The 14358-nt window shown below is 70.6% G+C and carries 18 protein-coding genes; 7 read left to right on the top strand and 11 right to left on the bottom strand.

The genetic code is table 11. The features are described 5' to 3' along the window. Together ABD691_RS18175 and ABD691_RS18170 are read right to left on the bottom strand one after the other, a co-directional pair. The gene (locus tag ABD691_RS18175; protein WP_344681182.1) at window positions 1–972 is read right to left on the bottom strand and encodes a hypothetical protein; all 972 of its coding nucleotides are present in this window, start codon (window positions 970–972) and stop codon (window positions 1–3) included. A gap of 34 nt (window positions 973–1006) precedes the next feature. Next, window positions 1007–2266, bottom strand: coding sequence for an MFS transporter (locus ABD691_RS18170; protein ID WP_344681180.1), 1260 nt, complete (start codon window positions 2264–2266; stop codon window positions 1007–1009). Between the two features lie 210 nt (window positions 2267–2476). Between ABD691_RS18170 and ABD691_RS18165 the strand changes: the two genes are divergently transcribed. Continuing rightward, complete coding sequence (locus ABD691_RS18165; protein ID WP_344681178.1) at window positions 2477–3037, top strand: ferritin; 561 nt, start codon at window positions 2477–2479, stop codon at window positions 3035–3037. Window positions 3038–3303: 266 nt separating this feature from the next. Here ABD691_RS18165 and ABD691_RS18160 read toward each other — a convergent pair whose 3' ends face one another. Further along, entirely contained in the window at window positions 3304–4128 is an 825-nt protein-coding gene (locus ABD691_RS18160) for a universal stress protein (protein WP_344681176.1), read from the bottom strand. Between the two features lie 117 nt (window positions 4129–4245). Here ABD691_RS18160 and ABD691_RS18155 point away from each other — a divergent pair, with 117 nt between their 5' ends. Next, window positions 4246–5079 carry a universal stress protein gene (locus ABD691_RS18155; RefSeq protein ID WP_344681174.1) on the top strand — a complete coding sequence of 278 codons (834 nt, stop codon included), beginning with the start codon at window positions 4246–4248 and terminating at the stop codon, window positions 5077–5079. 110 nt (window positions 5080–5189) lie between these two features. Here ABD691_RS18155 and ABD691_RS18150 read toward each other — a convergent pair whose 3' ends face one another. Genes ABD691_RS18150 through ABD691_RS18140 form a run of 3 tightly spaced genes read right to left on the bottom strand, consistent with a single transcriptional unit; the run spans window position 5190 to window position 6612 of the window. Beyond that, window positions 5190–6074: a crotonase/enoyl-CoA hydratase family protein gene (locus ABD691_RS18150; RefSeq protein ID WP_344681172.1), complete on the bottom strand. Its 885-nt coding sequence runs from the start codon at window positions 6072–6074 to the stop codon at window positions 5190–5192. Between the two features lie 44 nt (window positions 6075–6118). Continuing rightward, complete coding sequence (locus ABD691_RS18145) at window positions 6119–6451, bottom strand: hypothetical protein (protein ID WP_344681170.1); 333 nt, start codon at window positions 6449–6451, stop codon at window positions 6119–6121. Continuing rightward, window positions 6424–6612, bottom strand: coding sequence for a hypothetical protein (locus tag ABD691_RS18140; RefSeq protein WP_344681168.1), 189 nt, complete (start codon window positions 6610–6612; stop codon window positions 6424–6426). The genes ABD691_RS18145 and ABD691_RS18140 overlap by 28 nt, the downstream gene beginning before the upstream one ends. Window positions 6613–6925: 313 nt before the next feature. Between ABD691_RS18140 and ABD691_RS18135 the strand changes: the two genes are divergently transcribed. Next, window positions 6926–7192, top strand: a complete 267-nt coding sequence (locus ABD691_RS18135) for a hypothetical protein (RefSeq protein ID WP_344681166.1) — start codon at window positions 6926–6928, stop codon at window positions 7190–7192. A 31-nt stretch (window positions 7193–7223) separates the two neighbouring features. Here ABD691_RS18135 and ABD691_RS18130 read toward each other — a convergent pair whose 3' ends face one another. Beyond that, window positions 7224–7814, bottom strand: coding sequence for a TetR/AcrR family transcriptional regulator (locus ABD691_RS18130; RefSeq protein WP_344681164.1), 591 nt, complete (start codon window positions 7812–7814; stop codon window positions 7224–7226). Between the two features lie 122 nt (window positions 7815–7936). Between ABD691_RS18130 and ABD691_RS18125 the strand changes: the two genes are divergently transcribed. Then, on the top strand, window positions 7937–9151 hold the full coding sequence (locus ABD691_RS18125) for an FAD-dependent monooxygenase (RefSeq protein WP_344681162.1): 1215 nt from the start codon (window positions 7937–7939) through the stop codon (window positions 9149–9151). 2 nt (window positions 9152–9153) lie between these two features. On the opposite strand, the gene ABD691_RS18120 is transcribed toward ABD691_RS18125, so the two are convergent. Then, complete coding sequence (locus ABD691_RS18120) at window positions 9154–9819, bottom strand: GntR family transcriptional regulator (protein ID WP_344681160.1); 666 nt, start codon at window positions 9817–9819, stop codon at window positions 9154–9156. A gap of 108 nt (window positions 9820–9927) precedes the next feature. Between ABD691_RS18120 and ABD691_RS18115 the strand changes: the two genes are divergently transcribed. Together ABD691_RS18115 and ABD691_RS18110 are read left to right on the top strand one after the other, a co-directional pair. Beyond that, entirely contained in the window at window positions 9928–11061 is a 1134-nt protein-coding gene (locus tag ABD691_RS18115; RefSeq protein WP_344681158.1) for a mandelate racemase/muconate lactonizing enzyme family protein, read from the top strand. A gap of 13 nt (window positions 11062–11074) precedes the next feature. Beyond that, window positions 11075–11857, top strand: a complete 783-nt coding sequence (locus ABD691_RS18110; protein WP_344681156.1) for an SDR family NAD(P)-dependent oxidoreductase — start codon at window positions 11075–11077, stop codon at window positions 11855–11857. 37 nt (window positions 11858–11894) lie between these two features. On the opposite strand, the gene ABD691_RS18105 is transcribed toward ABD691_RS18110, so the two are convergent. Together ABD691_RS18105 and ABD691_RS18100 are read right to left on the bottom strand one after the other, a co-directional pair. Further along, entirely contained in the window at window positions 11895–12644 is a 750-nt protein-coding gene (locus tag ABD691_RS18105) for an alpha/beta fold hydrolase (protein ID WP_344681154.1), read from the bottom strand. A 31-nt stretch (window positions 12645–12675) separates the two neighbouring features. Further along, window positions 12676–13521: a formate/nitrite transporter family protein gene (locus tag ABD691_RS18100; RefSeq protein ID WP_344681152.1), complete on the bottom strand. Its 846-nt coding sequence runs from the start codon at window positions 13519–13521 to the stop codon at window positions 12676–12678. 226 nt (window positions 13522–13747) lie between these two features. Between ABD691_RS18100 and ABD691_RS18095 the strand changes: the two genes are divergently transcribed. Beyond that, window positions 13748–14176, top strand: a complete 429-nt coding sequence (locus ABD691_RS18095) for a DUF4383 domain-containing protein (RefSeq protein ID WP_344681151.1) — start codon at window positions 13748–13750, stop codon at window positions 14174–14176. 78 nt (window positions 14177–14254) lie between these two features. Here ABD691_RS18095 and ABD691_RS18090 read toward each other — a convergent pair. After that, a partial coding sequence (locus ABD691_RS18090; protein WP_344681334.1) for a hypothetical protein occupies window positions 14255–14358 on the bottom strand: 104 nt, incomplete at its 5' end.

Below are 14358 nucleotides of genomic sequence, written 5' to 3'. Positions count from 1 at the left end.
TCAGGGACGGGCCTTTGCGGGCCCGAGCAAGGGAACCGCTGTGTTCTGGAGGGCGGACAGGAGTTCCCCGGACAGGCTCTGGACGGCCGTGGCTTGGTGTTCTTCCAGCTGCGGCCTCCGGTGCGCGCCCACCGGGTCGAAACGCTGAGAGCTGGATCCTTTGGAGTACTGGGACTTCCGCTCCTCGAAGCCGTCCGGGGCAGCCTGCGCCACTCCCAGAGAAAGCCATTCCTCGGCGGCAAGCAGGGCCCGCAGCTTGTCCGACACGAGATCCTCGTACCGCAGACTGGGCATCGGCGTCGACAAGGCCGCGTTGGTGATTGCGCACCACACCAGGGCGTAGAAGCGCGCCGGGTCGGTTTCATCTTGGTGCGCAAGCAAACGAGCGACGTCGCTTCGAATGTCTTCGTGCGTCCACCATCGCGGTGAGGAGGCCAGCTGGGAGGCGACCACTGCGGCTGGATCGCGCCATTGGAACAGCCACCGGACGTCGGGACTGCCCTCCAGCGCGCGCAGGATCAGTGGTGCGGTCCAACTGGTCAGCTTCACGACGAGACTGCGGTGGTGTGCGTCCGCCACCGCGCGGCAGTAGTGCAGAAGAGCGCGCAGGAGCACGTCCTCCCGGCTCGGCCCGCGTCGGAGAGCGCGCTGGGACGAGTGGACGAGGAAGCCCGGTTCCTTGAGAACCATGTGGTGCGGCCGGAGTCCGAGGAGGTTCGCCAGCAGCGTCGACCCGCAGCGCGAGGTGTGCGCGATCAGCCGGAGCGGCTGGGTCGGCCGGTACTTCGCGACCTGGTCGACGAAGTCATCCAGGGTCCAGCGGTACAGCCGTCCGTCGGCTCCGGCCCGGGCCGTACCGTCGAAGCTCGGTTCGTCGAAGCGGGCTTCCGCCAGCGGACTCAGGACGAGGACGTCCCGATCGGTGTCGACGGCGACGGGCAGGGCGCCGCGCTCGACCATCTGTTCCAGCATTTTCTTCTCCGTTCTCGTCTTCGCGGACAGTGCATCAGAGGCGTTCCCGCCTGGCCGGGATCGGGTGTGCGGCGGCGGGCTCGGCGCTGGCGCGCTGGAGAACGACGGCCAGACGTAGCCCGCAGACGGCCGATATCACGACGGAACCCAACCCCGCGAAGGCGAAAGTGCCCCGCGCACCAAAGATTTCCAACGACACCGCCCCAAGCGCGAGCGCCGCCGCGCCCGCGAATCGGCGCGCGGCGCCGGCTGCGGCCTGGACTCGCCCACGCGATTCCTCCCGGCTCAGCAACTGCACCAGGGTTCCGCGCGCGATGATCACGCCGCTGCTGGCAAGTCCGCCCGCGACGTAGCAGGCCGCGGTCACCGGCACGGTGGGCCAGGCACTGCACACCAGGAAGACCAGGCCGGTAGCGCTCTCGCAGGCGATGGTCATGGCCACCAGCGGCCTGAGGCGGTCCGGGACGCGCCCGGCCAGCGGCACGGCCACGACCATGCCCGCCATCCAGCACGCGCTGACCAGTCCGTAACCGGCGTCGTCGGTCCCGACCACGTCCTTGACGAAGAACACCTGCACGACGTTGGTCGTCGTCGCGAAGAGGCTCACCGCGCCCGAGCTGACGGTCGCTGTCAGCAGCAGCGGGTGCGCGGACCAGAACCGCTTCGCCGACGCATCAGGTCGCCGCGAAGCTCGGGCGGCACGAGGACCCTTGCACGCCAACGTTCCTGCTCGGCGCCGGGTTCGGATCGCGGCGCATCCGGCGCCGAGCAGAGCGAAGCTCGCGCTGTCCAGCAGGAGGACGACATCGGTGCCGAACGCGCCGGAGAGCACGCCGCCCAGCGAGAGCCCGGCGGTCGCACCCATCAGCGCGGCGCCGCGCTGCACGGCCATCACCGACGCCAGACGTCCTGGCCGGGCCAATGCGGGCATAAGTGCGTTGAGGGTCGTAGTGCCGACCGAGGCCAGCACGCTGAGCAACGCAACCAGCAGCAGGACTCCCCAGAACGAGTCGGCCGCCGCAAGTCCCAGACAGCACGACGCGCTGGCGGCGGCGGAAACCGTCATGAGGTGGCGGCTGTCGAACCGGTCTGCCACCGCGCCCACGAAGGGGAAGACGATCGCCGCGGGGACCGCCGCGGCCATCAGCAGCGCCGTGATCGCCCACGACGGCTGGGACGCGGTGTCGTGGAACTCCAGCACGAGAGCGCTTTGCGCGGCGGTGTCGCCGAAGACGGACCCCGCGGTGACGAACGCGGCCAGCAGCTGGTCCCGGCGTTCCGGCAGCACGCTCACTCGGACACTCCAGCCTGGGGAAGGAGCCCGCCGCCTGGCGGGAGGACGCGATTCGGCGATCAAGGCGTGCCCGCATGGTCGTCAAACGATCCACTCAGGACAACCCGCGTCCCTCCGTTGATCATCCGGTTCAGCCGCACGGCTGAGACGACCCGGGCGTGCCGGCGGCGAACTTTCGCGCGCACGCCCGGCCCGTCGTAGCGTTTTCCCATGGATGCGGTTGTGAAGAAGATCGAACCCCGCACCTCGCGGGCCCAGAACCTGATGGAAGACCAGGTGGGCAACGAGCTCAACGCGTCGCAGCAGTACCTGGCGATCGCGGTGTGGTTCGACCAGCGGGACCTGCCCCGGCTGGCGGCCTACTTCTACCGGCAGTCGGTGCGCAAGCGCAATCACGCGCTGCGGGTCGTCCAGTACATGATGGACAACAACATCGCGGTGGAGATCCCGGCGGTGCAGACCGTCCGCAACGACTTCTCCGATCCTCGCGAGCCGATCGCGCTCACCCTTGAACAGGAACGGACCGTGACCCAGGAGGTCACCACGTTGTCGAGCGTCCTGCGGGAGGAGGGCGACTACCTCGGGGAGCAGTTCATGCGCTGGTTCCTGTCCGAGCAGGTCGACGAGCTCTCGCGGATGAGCACGATGCTCAACATCACCGACCGCTCGCAGGGCAACATGTTCGACTTGGAGGATTACCTCAAACGAGACCCCGTCGGTGACAGCAGGTACGAATCGACCGCCCCGCGCACCGCCGGTGGGAAGCTGTAGCGATGTTGTCGGCAACTGGGGCGGACGTGGTGCCGGGGTTGCGGCGCTCGGCTGGTGGGTGCGGGTTCGCCGGGAGCCGAGTCTCGGCGACCCCGGCCGCTGGCCGGCGTCGAGGTGGTCGATGCCGCGGAGCCGGGTGACATCGAGATCGCTCTGGTGGGCGCGCTGTCCGAGTCGGCTGGCCGCCACCCCGGCCGCCGGAAACCCCAGGCGGCCCGCTCGCCGGCTCCTCCGCGATCTCGCTGACGAGCGCAACACCTGATGACCTAGCCCGCGCCGCGGACGACGGCCACCGGGCACGGGGCGTGGTGCAGCACCCCGGCGGCCACCGAGCCGAGGAACAGGCTGTCGAACCCGCCACTGCCGCGATGGCCCACGACCAGCAGCCGCGCGTCGCGGGCGGCGTCGGTCAGCGCCGACACCGCGTGACCGCGCTGCACCACCTCGCGGGTCCTGACCGCCGGGTACCGTTCGCGCAGCGGAGCGGTCTGCTTGGCCAGCGACTGCTCGACCTCGTGTTGCACGCGGTCCCGATCGGGCGGCGCGAGCGGCACCGCGAGCAGCCCCTCCTCGTGCCACGCCTCCAATGCGACCAGGTCGGCGCCCAGGCGTGCTGCTGCGGCATAGGCGAACCGCAACGCTTCCCGGCTGCACGCCGAATCGTCGACTCCCACGACCACCGGGCCCGCGGTCTCGGGGACGTCCCTGCGTACGACGACCACCGGACAGGACGCCTGGGTGGCAACGCCGGTGCTCACCCCGCCGAGCAGGGCCTGGGTGAAGCCGCCGCGCCCGCGTGCGCCGAGGACCACCAGCTGCGCGGCGCCGCTGAGACGCAGCAACTCCTCCACGGGACGGCCGGTGACGACCTCCGCGGTCACCTCGACATCCGGTGCGTGCGCACGGCATTTGGTCGCGATCTCGTGCACCGCCTGCTCGGCGTGGTCGGCGCGAACAGGGTCGTCGTTGACGATCACCAGCCGGAGCCCGGCCCCGCGGCGGGCGGCCTCCGCAGCCGCCCAGAGCGCCGCTCGGCCGGAACCTTCCGATCCGTCCACACCCGCGGCAACGGGTTTGTCCGGTGCCACCATGGCGTCCCCTTCAGCGAGCTCCGGCTTGGCCTACGAGTTCTGGGTACCCCGGCCGGGAACGGAACATAAGGCCGCCCGGCCCTGGTCGACCGGCGGTGATTCCCATGGAGAACTGCTGTGCGCAAAGCGAATGTTGTGGGTGTGGACGGCTCCGATCCCGCGTTCGATGCCGTGCGGTGGGCCGCGGACGATGCCGCGCTGCACCGCGTCCCGCTGCGGCTGGTTTCGGTCGGGCCGGAGTCCCTGCCCGCCGCGGCGCGTGCGGCCGACGAGTCCGAGCGGAGCCGCTGGTTGTCGGCGGCCGTGCGGCTGGCCGCTCCGGATTGCGAGACTTCCTCGGAGCTGCGGCGGGGCGTTCCCAGCGCGGTTCTCGTCGAGGAATCCCAGCAGGCCCGGCGGATCGTCGTGGGAGTCCGGGGTCATGGTGAGCGGACCGGTCTGCCGGTCGGGTCCACCGCTGAGGCCGTCGCCGTGCACGCCCGGTGTCCGGTCGCCGTGGTGCGCGGACGGGTGGCCGCGCCGGCGAGCCCGGTCCTCGTCGGCGTCGACGGTTCGCGGGTGGGGGAGGCCGCCGTCGGGGTGGCGTTCGAGGAGGCGTCGGTCCGGCGCGCACCGCTGGTCGCCGTGCACGTCTGGATCGACGTGGAGGCCGAGCCCTGGTTCGGCCTGGACGACCGGGCGTGGGCGGAGATCGACGAGACCGAACGGGCGCTGCTCGCCGAACGCCTGGCCGGGTGGCAGGAGAAGTACCCGGACGTCGCAGTGCGCCGGGTCGTCGAGCGGGACCGGCCGGTGCGCTACCTGGTCGAGCACGCCGAGAACGCGCAGCTGGTCGTCGTCGGCAGCCGGGGTCGCGGCGGGATGACCGGGATGCTGCTGGGCTCGACCAGCCGCGCTCTGCTGCACGTGGCGCCGTGCCCGGTCCTCATCGCCCGGTCACCGGGGTTCTGATCCGCGCGACGCGCTACTCCTTTGCTGGCCGCACACGACCGCGACGGGCAGGTCGCGTGCTCACGGCCGCGACCGAGCTTTCGCCCTCCCGGCGGTCAGGACGGCTTCGCTCAGGGGGTCGTCCCGTTGATCCAGGTGTCGTAGAACGGCGGCATGCCCGACGCCTGCTGCTTGAAGTCCGGGGACCGCTTCTCGCGGAACGCCGCGACTCCCTCGGCGCCGTCACCGGTGCTTGTGTAGAACATGGCCAGCGAGTCCACTCGGTGCGCGTCCTCCGGGTGTTGCAGGGCCGCATTGCGGTACAGCATCTGCCGGGCCAGCGCGGTCGCCACCTGGGAACGGCCGAGGGTCCAGCGGTCTGCGAGGTCGCGGGCCCGGTCCAGCAGCTGATCGGGCGGGTGGACCGCGTTCGCCAGTCCTGCGGCCTCGGTGGCTTCGGCGTCGAGGATGTCGGCGGAGTACACCAGGTCCAGCGCCTTGGCCATTCCGACCAGGCGGGGCAGGAACCAGGTCGAGGCGGCTTCGGGCGTGATGCCCAGGCGCCCGAACACCAGGCCGTACCGCGCGGTCGCCGACATCAGGCGCGCATCCATCGCCAGCGTCATGGTCGCCCCGATCCCGACCGCGGCACCGTTGATCGCGGCGATCACCGGCTTGCGGCAGGAGTGGATCGCCAGCGTGACCCTGCCTCCGGTGTCCCGGATCCGGCGGAGGTCGGGGCTGCTCAGGTCGTCCATGTCGGCGAGGGTGGGCGTGCGCGTCTCGTCGAGGCCGAACACGTTGCCGTCGGCGCTGAGGTCCATCCCCGCGCAGAAGGCTCGTCCCGCGCCGGTGACGATGATCGCCCGCACGTCGTCGTTGTCGTTGACCTCGGTGAACGTCTGCTCGAGTTCGTCGGCCATCGTCGGGGTGAAGGCGTTGAGGTGGTCGGGCCGGTCGAGCGTGACGGTGAGGATTCCGCTGTCGAGTCGGTGGTCGAGGGTGGTCCACGTCATGGGCTCGTGCTCCTGGTTCCGTTGCCGGTGATGACCGGATTCGATCAGCCCCTGCGAGCCAGCGGAGCGGCGGGTCGTGGGGCCGGGGTCCCGGTCCGGCGGCGGGGAAGCACGACGATCGCCACCACCGCCGCGACGACGAAGAGGCCGGCGGCGACGCTCAGGCCCAGGGCGTAGCCGCCGTTGAGCGCGGCGGGGTCGGTGGCCGCGCCGGTGCGGTGCGCGGCAATGGTGGCCAGGACGGCCAGGCCGACGGCGCCGCCGAGCTGGCGGGAGCTGTTCATGAGACCGGAGGCCATACCGGCCTCGTGCGGGGCGACGCCCGTGGTCGCGGCGGTGACGATCGGGGCTATGACCAAGTTCCACACAGATCGCACGCGCGGCCTCCCAACAGCAGGAAACCGCCGAGCGCGAGCGCGTACGCGTGCACGACCCACGACAGGTCGAGCGGCGCGAAGCCCAGCGCGGTGCGCATCGCGGGCAGCGCGACGTTGACCACCGACAGGTCCAGGGCGACGGCGAACTGGGCGACCGCCACCGCCGCCAGCACCGTCCGCGTACCCCGCGCAAGGCCCCCGGCCGACCTCCCCGCATCTCCCGCGAGGAGGTCATCGGCACGGCCCGCCGGATCGTGGCGGCCTCCTCGTCCTGCTGCTGGACGACTACGCCGAGCGGGCGCTGCGCCGGACCGATCCGCCTGCCCAGCCGCGCGAGCGGATCGTCCTGGCCGCCGCCGCGATCCACGACGCGCTCGCCGCCTGTCCCTGGATCGTGGAGGTGCTGACCGCTGACGACCTGATGTCGGCATCCGCCCTGTGGTTCGTCGAGCAGATCGTCGACGGCCTGGTCGAATGCGGCCTGACCCCGAGCGGGCCGCGCACGGGTACCGCGCGATCTGGTACTACACCGCCGGGGAGATCGTGGTCCGCACGGCAGCGGCCCGCCAGCGCGCGAACGATGACCGTCCTGCTTACCGGGAGCGAGTCCTCGCCGACCTCGACCCGAGCGAGCTGCCCCGCTTGGCGCAGCTGGCGGACCGCTGGGTACCGCTGACCGCCGAGGACACCTACCTCGACGGGCTCCGGTCCTTTGTGGACGGACTCGTCGCCGCCCGCTGAACCCGCGCCGCTCGCATGGTGACGGCCCTGGTCACGCGTCGTCGGCTGCGGCCCGCGCGGTGATCGCGCGGAGTCCGGCGACGAGATCGTCGGCGGTGGGGGCGTTGTCCGGGTCGAGCAGCCACTGGATCGCCACGCCCGCCTGGATCGCGTAGTAGAGCGCGCCCACGGTCCTGGCCTGTTCCTCGTCGACGGTGTCCTCGTCCACCGCGTCGAACATGGCGACGTTGCCGGTACGTGCGCTGTGCACCCCTTGCCGCAGCATGTCGCGGATCTCGGGCACGTGGTCGATCTGGGCGATCATGTCGATCGACGCGGCCCAGACGGCGCGGTCGGTGTTGATCGCCTCGATCGTGCGCTGCCAGATGTCGGCGAAGCGGTCCAGGTAGCTCCGCTCCGGCGCGGCCTCGGTGCGGAGCCGCTCCTGCACCTGGTCGCTCCACTGCTCCAGCGCGGTGAAAACCGCCTGGTTGAGCAGGTTCTGGACGCCGCCGTAGTGGTAGCCGATCGCGGCGAGGCTGGTGCCGGCGATCTCGGTGATGTCCCGCGCCGTGGTGCGCGCGTAGCCCTTGGTGCGCAGGCACTGCATCGCCGCGTCCAGCAGGTCCTCCCGGTTGCCCATGGCCCGCAGTCTAACCGCACCGTCTGAGACGGACGTCTTGCACAGTTGTCCTAGATGGCTGTACGGTCGCACCTGCTGGGGGTGAGCACCGGTCAACCGGTGCTCCGGTGGAAAGGCGGACGATGACCAAGCGGGTGTTGATCTCCGGGGCCGGCATCGCCGGTCCGGCGCTGGCGCACTGGCTGCACCGGTACGGGTTCGAGGTGACCGTGGTGGAGCGGGCGCCGCGGCTGCGTCCCGGCGGCCAGGCCGTGGACATCCGCGGTGTCGGCAAGGAGGTCGTCCGGCGGATGGGGCTGGACGAGCGGGTCCGCGCGGCCTGCACGGACACCCGAGGAGTGTCCTACGTGGACAGCAGCAACCGGGAACGTGCGCGGATGCGTGCGGAGATGTTCGGCGGCGACGGGATAATCGCCGAGATCGAGATCCTGCGGGGCGACCTCGCCGCGGTGCTGTTCGAGGCGACCAGGCACGGCGTGGAGTACCGCTTCGGCGACACGATCACCGGTGTCGAGCAGACCCGGGACGGGGTCGTGGCCACATTGGACAGCGGTACGTCCGAGGCGTTCGACCTGGTGATCGGAGCGGACGGGCTGCACTCGGGGCTTCGTTCGCTGGTGTTCGGGCCGGAGTCGCGGTACCTGCGCGACCTCGGCCACCTGCTCGCGTTCTTCACCGTGCCCAACCGCCTCGGCCTCGACCACTGGATGACCGGCTACGCCGAGCCGGACCGCTCGGCCGTGGTCCGCAGCATCCGGGACAACCGCGAGGCGATGGCCATGCTGAGCGTCCGCGGTGACCGGTCCGATTACGACCACCGCGACACCGCAGGCCAGAAAGCGTTGCTGCGCAAGCACATGCGGCACATGAAGTGGGAAGTTCCCTGGCTGCTGGACCAGATGGACAACGCCGCGGACTTCTACTTCGACTCGTGCAGCCAGGTCCACCTGCCGACCTGGTCGGCGGGCCGGGTCGCCCTGCTCGGCGACGCCGCGTTCTGCTCGTCACCGCTTTCCGGGCAGGGGACCACGCTGGCGATCATCGGCGCGTACGTCCTCGCCGGGGAACTGGCCGCCGCAGGCGGCGACCACGCGATCGCCTTCGCCGAATACGAGAAGCGGATGCGCGACTACGTCACCGCGAACCAGAAGATGGGCGCGGACAACGCGAAGCGCTTCGCCGCGCGCAGCCGCTTCGGGATCTGGGCGCAGCACCAGATGATCCGGATGCTGCCGCACGTTCCGGGCAAGGCGCTGATCATGCGCAAGATGCTCCAGGTGATCAACGGCATCGACCTGCCCGACTACGGCCACCTGCCCGCGACCGCGCGGAGCTGACGTCAGGACGTCTCCGCGTCGCTGAGCAGCCGTTCGGCCGCGGTGACGATGTGCGCCTCCAGTTCCGCGTCGATGCTCTCCCGGTCGCCGCCGCGCAGCTGGTCGAGCAGGCTCCGGTGCTCGTCTGCGATGGCGCTCAGCCGTCGTTCCGGCCGGCCCAGGCGGTTGAACTGCATCCGGACGCGGGACTCGATCCCGGCCCAGATGCGGGCGGTGTGCGCGGAGTGCGCGGCTTCCACGAGGGTGCGGTGGAACCGGACGTCGGCCTCGGTGATGGCGCGCAGGTCTCCGCGGTCGGCAGCGCCGCGCATGCCGGTGACGATCTCGTCGAGGTCGTCCCAGAGCCCGGCCGGGGGATCGGCGAGCACCTTGTGCGCGGCGTGGCGTTCCAGGTGCAGGCGGATCGGCAGCAGCACCTCGCGGAACTCGTCCGGGTCGATCTCGGCCACGAAGGACCCGCGGTTGGGGTAGTGGGTGACCAGTCCTTCGCTCTCCAGCTCGCGCAGGGCTTCCCGCACCGGTGCCGCGCTGGCCGAGAACTCGGCCCGCAGCTGGTCCTGGCCGAGCCTGGAACCCGGGGCCAGACGTCCTTCGATGATCGCGTCGCGCAGCAGCTCGACCACGTACGCCCTGGTCGAACGGGCCGCGTCGGATGTCTTCGGGGGCACGGTCCTCCTTCGCCGATTATCGATAGTTTACCCGACCAGCTCTTCGCGGAGTCTTGTCGATTATCGATAATCGACTTACGGTGGGCCTCCGACAGGGAGGAAGCACTGGTGAAGATCGAGGAAGTGCGCGCCGTGGGTCTGCGCGGTGCGACACCGGAGAACGGCTGGGCGACCGAGGTCTCGCCCGGCGATGTCGTGCACACGCTGATCGCGGTGCGCACTGACGAGGGCGTGGTCGGCATCGGCAGCGCCTTCACCGCGGACCACCTGGTCAGGGCGGCGCTGGAGGTGCTGACCCCGCTGCTGGCGGGCCAGAGCGCGCTGGAGCCGGAGCGGGTGACCGAACACCTGCACCAGCACACCTTCTGGCTGGGCCGCGGCGGGTCGATCACGCACGTGATCAGCGGCGTCAACATCGCGCTGTGGGACGTGTTCGGGCAGGTCACCGGTCAGCCGGTGGGGCGGCTGCTCGGCGGGCGCTACCGCGATCGCGTCCGGCCGTACGCCTCGGTGCTGGCCGACGAGCCGTCGAAGCTGGCGGCGAACCTCGAAGAGCTGTCGGAGCACGGGTTCCGGGCCTTCAAGATCGGCTGGGGTCCGTTCGGCCGGGTCAGCGCGAAGCTCGACGAGCAGATCGTCGCCGCCGCGAGGCAGGCGGTGGGAGCCGAGAGCCTGCTCGCGGTGGACGCGGGCGGCAGCGACGCGCACTGGCGCGGGCACCTCAAATGGGCGCTGAACACCGCCGAGATGCTGCGGGACCACGACGTCGCGTGGTTCGAAGAACCGCTCGCCCCGGACCTCGTCGACGACTTCGCGGTGCTGCGCCGCCGGGCGCCGGTGCCGATCTCCGGTGGTGAGGTGCTGACCCGGCGGCAGTCGTTCCAGCCCTACCTGTCCGCCGGAGCGTTCGACATCGTCCAGCCGGACGCGACCAAGGTGGGCGGGCTCAGCGAAAGCAGGCGGATCGGCTGGCTCGCCGAAGCGCACGGTTGCCGGCTCGTCCCGCACGGCTGGAACACCGCGGTCGGGCTGGCGGCCGACCTGCACCTGGCCTCGGCGCTGCCCGGCACCGATCTCGTGGAGTACCGCACGGGCTCGGCCTACGTCGACGACCTGACCGCCGAGCCCTTCCGGCTCGACGCCGACGGGATGCTGCCGATCCCGGACGCACCCGGCCTCGGCATCGCGCTCGATCCGGACAAGCTCGCCCGCTACTCCGGCGAACAGCTGATCCGGGCCTGACGGAGCGCCGACCATGGATCAGCGACTCGTGGTGATCACCGGTGGTGGTCACGGCATCGGCCGGGCCGCGGCACTGCTGGCGGGGCGGGCCGGGTACCGGGTCTGCCTCCTCGACCTCGACGAGGCGTCCGCCGCCGACACCGCGGCCCGGGCCCGAGGCGAGGGCGCGCCCGCGGCGATCGGGCTGGGCTGCGATGTCACCGACGAATCCCGGGTGCGGGCGGCGGTGGACACGGCGGTCGCCGAGCTCGAAGCACCGCCCACCGGACTGGTGGCTGCGGCGGGAGTGGACATCGGGGGAGTGGCGCACACGTTGAGCCCGGCCGACTGGCGCCATGTCCTCGAAGTCAACCTGACCGGATCGTTCCTCGTGGCGCAGGCGGTTCTGCGCCACCTGGTCGGCACGGCGACCCCCGGTTCGCTCGTGCTGTGCTCCTCACCGGCCGCGTCGGTGGCGTTCGCCGCCGGGGGCGCGAGCGCTTACGCGGCAAGCAAAGGCGGAGTGTCCAGCCTGGTGCGGACGCTCGCGGTCGACTACGCCCCGCACGGGATCCGGGTGAACGCGATCGTGCCCGGACCGACCGAAACCCCGCTGATGTGGGCGGGAGTGTCCGAACAGGACCGCGCCCGCTACCGCGACGTCATCCGCGCCGAGGTTCCGCTCGGACGGCTGGCCGATGCCGAAGAGCCCGCCAGGGCGGCGTTGTTCCTGCTCGGCCGGGAGTCCTCGTACATCACCGGGTCCTTGCTGGTCTGCGACGGCGGTGTGCTCGCGAAGGGCTCCATCAGCATCTGACCAGCCACCACTCGCGTCAGGCCGAAAACGACCATCCCTACTCGTGACGGGCGAGCGATCTGACGATGTCGGCGAGTTGTGCCGGTGCGGAGAAGTGCAGGGTGTGCCCGGCGCCGGGAACCTCCGCGTAACGGCCGCGGGGCAGCTCGGCGGCGACCTCCTGCGCCCATGCTCGTGGCGCGACGGGGTCGCGGCTGCCGCGCACGACGACGGCCGGTGTGCGCACGTGGCGCAGTTTGCGCTCGATCGGATCGTCGAGCAGGTAGCGGAACGTGGCGAGCAGCCGGCGCGGCCCGCAGTCGAGGTAGTCGCGGGCCAGCACCGCCACCAGCGCGGGAGGTTCCAGCGGGCTGTTGCGGATCAGCCTGCCGAGCTGGCGGGCCGCGGAGCGGGCGCGCCGGTCCATGGTCGGTCCGTTGAGGACCACCGGACCGAGCAGGCCGGGCTCGTGCGCCGCCAGGTCCACTATGACCTGGCAGCCGGCGGAGTTGGCCACCAGCGGCGCGCCCTGCCGGCCGGTGGCGCGCAGCCAGGAAGCCAGGGCCGCGGACAGGCCGCGCACGTCCAGCGGCTTGCGCGGGCCAGGCGTGCGACCGAATCCGGGGAGATCCAGCGCCACCACGTGGAATTCCGGAGCCAGGCACCGGGCCAGCGGGAGGAAGGAGCGGTGCGAGCAACCAAGCCCGTGCACGCAGACCACGTCCGGCGCGCCGGACGGCCCGAGGACGGCTGCGTGCACCCGCGTCCCGGCAGCCGCGGTGAACTCCGCCCAATCCCATCCGGACATCGCAACCAACGGTAACGCTGGTCGCGGGCACTCACCCGACCATGGTGGTGTTGGCTTCCTGCTGCATCGCCGGACGGCGGGCCAGCCCGGTACGGGCATGTGTCGCGTACAGCGCGAGTCCCACGAAGACGAGCCCGCCGACCAGGTTCCCCAGCACCGTGGGAATCTCGTTCCACAGCAGGTAGTCCGCGATCGAGAAGTCACCGCCGAGCATCAGTCCGGACGGGAACAGGAACATGTTCACGACCGAGTGCTCGAAACCCATGTAGAAGAACACCAGAATCGGCATCCACATGGCGATCACCTTGCCCGGCACCGAGGTCGACATGATCGCGGCGACGACACCGGTGGACACCATCCAGTTGCACAGGACGCCGCGGATGAACAGCGTGAGCATTCCGCCGACCCCGTGCTCGGCGTAGCCGACCGTTCGCTTCGAGCCGATTGAGCCGATCATCTGGCCGACTTCGTTCGGAGGCACGGAAAAGGCGAAGGTGAAGATCATCGCCATCATGACCGCGACGGTGAGCGCACCCGCGAAGTTGCCCACGAACACCAGCCCCCAGTTGCGCAGGACGGAGCGCAGCGTGACGCCCGGGCGCTTGTCGAGCCAGGCGAGGGGAACGAGGGTGAACACTCCGGTCAGGAGGTCGAAACCAAGCAGGTACAACATGCAGAAGCCCACCGGGAACAGGAGGGCGCCGATGAGCTGCTGCCCGGTCTCCGCGTTGATGGTCACCGCGAAGGCCGCGGCCAGTGCGAGGATCGCGCCGGCCATGTAGGCGCGGATCACCGTGTCCCTGGTGGACATGAACGCTTTGGCCTCGCCCGCGTCGATCATCTTCGCGACGAATTCCGGCGGGTTCAGATAGGACATGACCTGGGGCCTCCGCTGACACCTACGTGCGGGAGACGCCGGCAGTGGTGCCGCATCGCCGCGCGCCGACTTCTTCCAGGGGAAGTGTGCGCACGGTGTTTTTCCTTCCTGTGACGACGCGGGGAGCATCAGGTCACTTCGAGCTCACATACCGGGTTTGGTCACCTGGCTCCACGGCTAACCAGGGGCCGGACGGGAGAGAACGGGTTCGTTCAGGGATGGCTGGATGGGTGGCCAGGGAGATCCAGACCCGGAAAAGGTGCGGGCGTGGTGCGCTTTCCTGGCCGGGTTGCAAGGGATCGCCCTGCTGGCTCTCGGGGTGGCCGGGATCGCGCTGAACACCGGCCCGCCGGTTCCGCAGTTGCTCGGGATGCAGCTGAACATGCCGCACAGCGTCCTGCTCGCCGTGACCGGCGCCGGTGCGACGACCTTGCTTGCCTGGCGGCGACCCCTGCGCTGGTTCCTCACCGCGGAGTTCCTGGTCTACCTGATGCTCTTCGTCTACGGCTCGGCCGTCGAGGCGGGGACGACGAGGCGCAGCTGGCTGGACACCGACACCGCGGGCAACTTCCTGCACGCCGGTCTCAGCACCTTCTCCGTCGCCCTCCTCCTGCTGATCTTCCTCACCCCCGGGGCCGAGTCGCGGCGGACCTGAGGCGCACGGAAGCACTTCGCAGAGGTGCGGGGCCGAGCCGGAAACCTGGTCCGCGGCTGGCGTCAACCTTCCCACCGACTAGGAAGCGGACAGGTCCGCGAGCCTGCTCATCACCAGGAGCGCGATGTCGTCGCTGGAGGTTTCGGCCCCGACGAGCCGGTTCATCACCGCCGTGCACACGT

This window comes from Saccharopolyspora taberi, assembly GCF_039534165.1.
Classification (GTDB): Bacteria; Actinomycetota; Actinomycetes; order Mycobacteriales; family Pseudonocardiaceae; genus Saccharopolyspora_D; species Saccharopolyspora_D taberi.
Note: the sequence above shows the minus strand (reverse complement) of the source record. Positions and strands in the feature narration are given on the sequence as shown.